Source organism: Cognatilysobacter lacus (genome assembly GCF_008274655.1).
In the GTDB taxonomy this organism is placed as follows: domain Bacteria; phylum Pseudomonadota; class Gammaproteobacteria; order Xanthomonadales; family Xanthomonadaceae; genus Cognatilysobacter; species Cognatilysobacter lacus.
Map to the genome: position 1 here is coordinate 21,309 of NZ_VTRV01000017.1, position 6,482 is coordinate 27,790.

6 protein-coding genes are annotated in these 6,482 nt (G+C 68.1%); all 6 read left to right on the forward strand.

Going from position 1 to position 6,482, the window contains the following annotated elements:
* The first annotated feature begins 19 nt into the window (after positions 1–19).
* Positions 20–1,264 carry an argininosuccinate synthase gene (locus tag FW784_RS02860; RefSeq protein WP_149351853.1) on the forward strand — a complete coding sequence of 415 codons (1,245 nt, stop codon included), beginning with the start codon at positions 20–22 and terminating at the stop codon, positions 1,262–1,264.
* Positions 1,257–2,348, forward strand: coding sequence for an acetylornithine deacetylase (locus FW784_RS02865; RefSeq protein ID WP_149351854.1), 1,092 nt, complete (start codon positions 1,257–1,259; stop codon positions 2,346–2,348). Before FW784_RS02860 ends, FW784_RS02865 begins: the two co-directional genes overlap by 8 nt.
* The gene (locus FW784_RS02870) at positions 2,345–3,673 is read left to right on the forward strand and encodes an acetylglutamate kinase (RefSeq protein ID WP_149351855.1); all 1,329 of its coding nucleotides are present in this window, start codon (positions 2,345–2,347) and stop codon (positions 3,671–3,673) included. Before FW784_RS02865 ends, FW784_RS02870 begins: the two co-directional genes overlap by 4 nt.
* Positions 3,670–4,269: a GNAT family N-acetyltransferase gene (locus tag FW784_RS02875; RefSeq protein WP_149351856.1), complete on the forward strand. Its 600-nt coding sequence runs from the start codon at positions 3,670–3,672 to the stop codon at positions 4,267–4,269. The genes FW784_RS02870 and FW784_RS02875 overlap by 4 nt, the downstream gene beginning before the upstream one ends.
* A complete protein-coding gene (argC, locus tag FW784_RS02880) occupies positions 4,266–5,225 on the forward strand; it encodes an N-acetyl-gamma-glutamyl-phosphate reductase (protein ID WP_149351857.1) in 960 nt (319 codons plus the stop codon). Before FW784_RS02875 ends, argC begins: the two co-directional genes overlap by 4 nt.
* A partial coding sequence (gene argH, locus FW784_RS02885; RefSeq protein ID WP_149351858.1) for an argininosuccinate lyase occupies positions 5,222–6,482 on the forward strand: 1,261 nt, incomplete at its 3' end. The genes argC and argH, both read left to right, overlap by 4 nt.

Sequence of the window (6,482 nt, forward strand, 5' to 3'; positions counted from 1 at the left end):
ATTCTTTCGGATATCCACCATGACCAGCAATGTCGATGCGTCGGCCTCCCGCGACATCGTGCTCGCCTTTTCAGGCGGTCTCGATACAAGTTTCTGCGTGCCGTACCTGAAGGAGCAGGGCTGGACCGTGCACACCGTGTTCGCCGATACCGGCGGCGTGGACGCGGACGAACGCGACTTCATTGAAAAGCGCGCGCAGGAGCTCGGCGTCGCCAGCCACGTCACCGTCGACGGCGGTCCTGCGATCTGGAACGGGTTCGTCAAGCCGTTCGTGCAGGCGGGCGAGGGCTACCAGGGCCAGTACCCGTTGCTGGTGTCCGATCGCTACCTGATCGTCGATGCCGCCCTGGCGCGCTGCCGCGAAATCGGCACGGACGCCATTGCGCACGGCTGCACCGGCATGGGTAATGACCAGGTGCGGTTCGACCTCGCGGTCAAGGCGCAAGGCACCTATCGCATCGTGGCGCCGATCCGCGAGATCCAGAAGGAGCACACGCAGACGCGCGCTTACGAGCAGAAGTATCTCGAGGCGCGCGGCTTCGGCGTGCGCGCCAAGCAGCAGAGCTACACGATCAACGAGAACCTGCTGGGCGTGACGCTGTCCGGCGGCGAAATCGACCGCTGGGAAGCGCCCGGCGAAGGCTCGCGCGGCTGGTGCGCGCCGCGGGAAGCGTGGCCCGTCGAGCCGCTGCGCGTGACGCTGCGCTTCGAACGCGGTGAAGCGGTGATGCTGGACGGTGCGCGGACCGAAGGGCACCGCCTGCTCGCGACGCTCAATTCATTGTTCGCGGCCTACGGCGTGGGCCGCGGCATGTACACCGGCGACACCACGATCGGGCTGAAGGGCCGCATCGTTTACGAGGCGCCGGGCCTGACTGCGCTGCTTACAGCCCACCGCGCGCTTGAAGAAGCGGTGCTGACCAAGCAGCAGAACCGCTTCAAGCCCGACATCGCGCGCAAATGGGTGGAACTCGTCTATGAAGGCTTCTTCCACGACCCGCTCAAGGCGGACCTTGAGGCCTTCCTGTCGAGCAGCCAGCGCATGGTGACCGGCGACGTGGTGCTCGAGACGCGCGGCGGCCGCGTCGACGCGGTGGCCGTGCAATCGCCGCACCTTCTTCACGCCAAGGGGGCGACGTACGCGCAGTCGGCGGACTGGGGTGTCGAAGAGGCCGAAGGCTTCATCAAGCTGTTCGGCATGAGCAGCACGCTGTGGGCGGAAGTCAATACAGGTGCACCCGCGGGGAACGACGGCGATGCGTGAAGCCGTGCTGCGGCACCTCGAAGCACTGGTCGCCTTTGACACGCGCAATCCACCGCGCGCGATCGGCACGGGCGGCATCTTCGACTACCTGCGGGCGCAGTTGCCGGGCTTCGATTTCGACGTCATCGACCACGGCGCCGGCGCCGTGTCGATGCTCGCCACGCGGGGTCGTACGAGGCGCCTGTTCAACGTGCACCTGGATACCGTTCCGTCTTCGGACGGTTGGACGCAGGATCCGCTGGCGCTGCGCCTGGCCGGTGATCGCGTGATCGGGCTGGGGGCCTGTGACATCAAGGGCGCCGCGGCTGGCTTGATCGCTGCCGCGTCGGCGACGACTGGCGACGCCGCGTTCCTGTTCTCCACGGACGAGGAAGCCAACGATGCGCGCTGCATCCGTGCCTTCCTTGCGAGCAACCCTCCGTTCGGCGAAGTGCTTGTCGCCGAGCCGACCCATTGCGAGGCGGTGCTCGCGCATCGCGGGCTAAGCTCCGCGCGCATCGCATTCGCGGGCGAGGCGGGCCATGCGTCGTCGCCCGATGCCATGCGCATGAGCGCCGTGCACCGCGCCGTGCGCTGGGGCGCGCGGGCGCTGGACCATGCGCAGGCACTCGCGCACGAACGCTTCGGTGGCCTGACCGGGCTGCGATTCAACATCGGAACGATGGCCGGCGGCATCAAGGGCAACGTGATCGCACCCTCCGCCGAGTTTCGCTTCAACTTCCGGCCCCTGCCGTCGATGGACATCGATCAGCTTCATGCGACGCTGCGCGGGTTCGCCGCAGCAGGCGACATCCGCGCATACGACGAGACCTTTCGCGGCCCACCGCTGCCGGCCGGCGTGCTGCACGAGGCGGAGCGGCAGCGCCTGGCGGCGCGCGACCTGGCCGATGCGCTCGAGCTTCCCATCGGGAACGCCGTGGACTTCTGGACGGAGGCCTCGCTGTTCTCCGAAGCCGGCCTCACCGCATTCGTATTCGGCCCTGGCGACATCGCGCAGGCACACACCGCTGACGAGTGGGTCGCGATCGACCAGCTGGAGCGCTACGCGACGCACGCGACCCGCATCATCGGAGTCGCCGCATGACCCCCGTGCACGACATCGAGACGCGACAGACGATCGTGCGCCTGCTCTCGAGCATGGGCAGTGCGAAGGAGATCGACCAGTACCTGCGGCGCTTCGCGCAGCTCGATGCCGAACGGTTCGCCGTCGTCAAGGTCGGAGGCGCAGTGCTGCGCGACGACCTGGACGCGCTGGCGTCGTCGCTCGCATTCCTTCAGGACGTCGGCCTCACGCCGATCGTCGTACATGGCGCCGGCCCGCAGCTCGACGAGGAGATGGCGGCCGCAGGAATCGAGAAGCAGACAGTCGACGGCCTGCGTGTGACCACGCCCGCGGGCCTGGCGATTGTGCGTCGCGTGATGCACGCGCAGAACCTGCGCCTCGCCGAAGCTTTGCAGGAAGCGGGCGCCCGCTCGACATCGATCGTTTCGGGCGTGTTCGAATCGGCGTACGTGGATCGCGAAGCGCTCGGGCTGGTCGGTCGCGTAACGCGTGTCGAGCTGGCGTCGATACATGCGAGCCTGCGGGTCGGTTCGATACCGGTGATCGCCAGCCTGGGCGAGACGGTGGACGGGCAGATCGTCAACGTAAACGCGGACTTCGCTGCGAACGAGCTTGTCCGCGTGCTGCAGCCGTACAAGATCGTGTTCCTCACGGGCACGGGCGGACTGCTCGACGGCGAGGGTCGCGTCATCGATTCGATCAACCTTTCGACGGAGTACGCGCATCTGGTTGCGCAGCCGTGGCTCACGGGCGGCATGCGCCTGAAGATCGAGCAGATCCGTGACCTGCTCGACGTGTTGCCGCCCGCATCGTCCGTGTCGATAACGCGGCCGGCCGAGCTTGCGAAGGAACTCTTCACGCATCGCGGCTCCGGAACGCTGGTGCGGCGGGGCGAACGCGTTCTGCGTGCGACGTCGTGGAACGAACTCGACGTCGGCCGCCTGCGTGCGCTGATCGAATCGGCGTTCGGCCGCCGCCTGATGCCCGACTACTTCGCACGCAAGACGCTGCATCTGGCTTACGTCAGCGAGAACTATCGCGCCGCCGTGCTGCTGACGTTCGAGAACGGCATGCCGTACCTCGACAAGTTCGCCGTGCTCGACGAGGCGCAGGGCGAGGGACTGGGACGCGCGGTCTGGCAGGTGATGCGCGCGGAGACGCCGGAGCTGTTCTGGCGGTCGCGCCGCGAGAACCCCGTCAACGGCTTCTACATGTCCGAGTCCGACGGCAGCATCCGCCGCGGGCCGTGGCAGGTGTTCTGGTACGGGCTGGAAGACATGGGCGACATCACGCGCTGCATCGAGTACTGCGGCAGCCATCCGCCGTCGCTGGAGGAGCCGCGATGAGTGCGTCGTGGGAGGCACCGACCCTCACCGGCAAGCACGTGCGCCTGGTGCCGCTGGAGGCCGCTCATGCCGATGCGCTCGGCACCGCTGCCGCAGACGGGGAGTTGTGGGCGCTGCCGTTTACCAGCGTGCCCGCACCGGGCGCGGAGCGCGCGTACATCGACGCTGCCCTTGCTGCTCGCGACGCCGGCGAGAGCATGCCGTTCGCGGTGCTCGACGCGACAGGCAGCGTCATCGGGTCGACCCGGTTCTACGAAATCGATCGATCCGTGCCCACACTGCACATCGGTTACACCTGGTACGCCAAGCGAGCGCAGCGCACCGCCGTCAACTCCGAAGCGAAATGGCTGCTGCTCGACCACGCGTTTCGGGTCCTGCATTGCGAGTCGGTGTGCTTCGAGACGAGCCACCTCAATACGCGCTCGCAGGCTGCCATCGAGCGCCTCGGCGCCCGGCGCGACGGCATCCTTCGCGCTCACATGCGTCATCGCGACGGGTCGCTGCGCGATACGTGGCGCTACTCGATCGTCCGTGCCGAGTGGCCTGCAGTTGAACGCGCGCTACTCGAGCGGCTGGCCGCAGGAGCCATCGCGTGATCCCGGTCAGCCTGGTAGGCGCACGCGGTTACGTCGGGCTGGAGCTGATGCGGTTGCTCGCCGGGCATCCGCGATTCGAGCTGGTGCACGCGGCCTCGCGCGAGCGCGCAGGGCAGTCGGTCTCGGACCAGGTGCCGGCGCTCCCGGCGAGCCTGCGATACAGCACGCCGGTACCGGAGGCGCTTCCCGCGCTGACGTCGGGCGCCTACGTGCTGGCGCTGCCGAACGGCATGGCCGGCGCCTATGTCGAGGCGATCGGGAAGATCGCGCCCGATGCCGTGGTCATCGATCTGTCGGCTGACTACCGCTTCGACCCGGCGTGGCACTACGGCCTGCCGGAACTCGCGCAGTCGGCACCCGGGCACCGCATCGCCAACCCGGGCTGCTACGCCACGGCGATGCAGCTCGCGGTCGCGCCGATGCTCGACCGCATCGAAGGCCCCGTGCAGTGCTTCGGCGTGTCCGGCTACTCGGGTGCCGGTACGACGCCTTCGCCGCGAAACGATCCGGATGCCCTGCGCGACAATCTCATGCCCTACGCGCTGGCCGGCCACGTGCACGAGCGCGAGGTCGCGCGGCAACTGCGGGTGCCCGTCGAATTCATGCCGCATGTGGCGCCGCACTTCCGCGGGCTCACGGTGACCGCGAACATGCATCTGTCGGCACCCATCGGAATCGACGAGGTGCTCGACATCTACCGCCGCCGATATGCCAAAGCGCCGCTTGTCCACGTGCAGGACGCGGCGCCACTGGTGCGAGACAACGCAGGCCGCCACGGCGCGACGGTCGGTGGCTTCACGCTCTCGGACGACGCTCGCCGGCTGGTGGTGGTGGCGACGCTCGACAACCTGCTCAAGGGTGCGGCGACGCAGGCCGTGCAGAACCTCAACCTTGCGTTCGGGCTCGACAGCCTTGCCGGCATCGACGCACTCGCATCCACGGAGACGGTCGCATGAGCCTGTTGTGGCAGAAGCAGGGCGTCGAGGTCGACGAGCGTATCCAGTCATTCCTTGCTGGCGACGACGTGGTGCTCGACCGAGAATTCTTCCTGCACGACATCGAAGCTTCGCGCGTGCACGCGCACGGCCTCGCGTCCATCGGCATCCTGTCAGCCGACGAGGCCGGCGCAATCGCCGCGGCGCTCGATGAGCTGGCCGACGCGTGGCGTAACGGCACGTTCCAGCTCGACGCACGGTTCGAGGACGGCCACTCCGCGATCGAGTCGGTATTGACCGAACAGCTCGGTGACGCGGGCCGGCGGATCCACACCGGTCGCAGTCGTAACGACCAGGTGCTGGTCGCGACGCGCCTTTGGTTGCGCAGCAGGTTGCGCGAACTCGAATCGACGTGCGTCCGGATCGCCGGGGTTGCACTGGAGCGAGCGGAGGCCGAACGCAATATCGCGATGCCGGGCTATACGCACCTGCAGCGGGCCGTGGTGTCCTCGGCGGCGCACTGGTGGGCCGGCTGGGCGGAAGCATTCATCGACGATGCGCAGCGGGCGCGGTCGACGCTGGAGTGGATCGATGCGAACCCGATGGGCACGGCGGCCGGATACGGTGTGAACCTGCCGCTGCCGCGCGACGCGGCGACGCGCGCGCTCGGCTTTGGTCGGCTGCAGATCAATCCGGGCTACGCGCAGCTCTCGCGCGGAAAGTTCGAGATCGCGGCGCTTGAGGCGCTCGCCTCGGCCACGCTCGACCTGCGGCGATTCGCTTGGGACGTAAGCCTGTTCACCACGGCCGAGTTCGGCTTCGTCGCGCTGCCGCCGTCCTATACGACGGGCAGCTCGATCATGCCGAACAAGCGCAATCCGGACGTCGTGGAACTGCTGCGTGCGAGCCATGCCGCCGTGTCCGCTGCGCGCACGGAGATCGAGCAGGTGGTTGCGTTGCCGTCGGCGTACCACCGCGACCTTCAATTCACCAAGGCGCCGCTCGTACGCGGAATGGGGCAGGGCCTGCGCGCGCTTGCGCTGCTGCCAGGGCTGATGCAAAGCATCGCGTGGCGGGAAGACGCGATGCGTGCGGCGATCGATCCGTCGTTGTATGCCACCGACCTGGCCGTCGAACTGGCGCGCGACGGCATGCCCTTCCGCGAGGCGTACCGCGCCGCCGCGGACTCTGCCCGCTGGGAGGCGCGCGATCCACAGGCGAGCCTGGATGCGCGCGTGTCGCCCGGCGGTCCCGCCGATCTGCGGCTCGACGAACTGG

Coding starts and splice junctions, on each gene's coding strand:
- FW784_RS02875 (WP_149351856.1), top strand. CDS start 3,670: ATGAGTGCGTCGTGGGAGGCACCGACCCTCACCGGCAAGCACGTGCGC.
- FW784_RS02870 (WP_149351855.1), top strand. CDS start 2,345: ATGACCCCCGTGCACGACATCGAGACGCGACAGACGATCGTGCGCCTG.
- FW784_RS02865 (WP_149351854.1), top strand. CDS start 1,257: ATGCGTGAAGCCGTGCTGCGGCACCTCGAAGCACTGGTCGCCTTTGAC.
- FW784_RS02860 (WP_149351853.1), top strand. CDS start 20: ATGACCAGCAATGTCGATGCGTCGGCCTCCCGCGACATCGTGCTCGCC.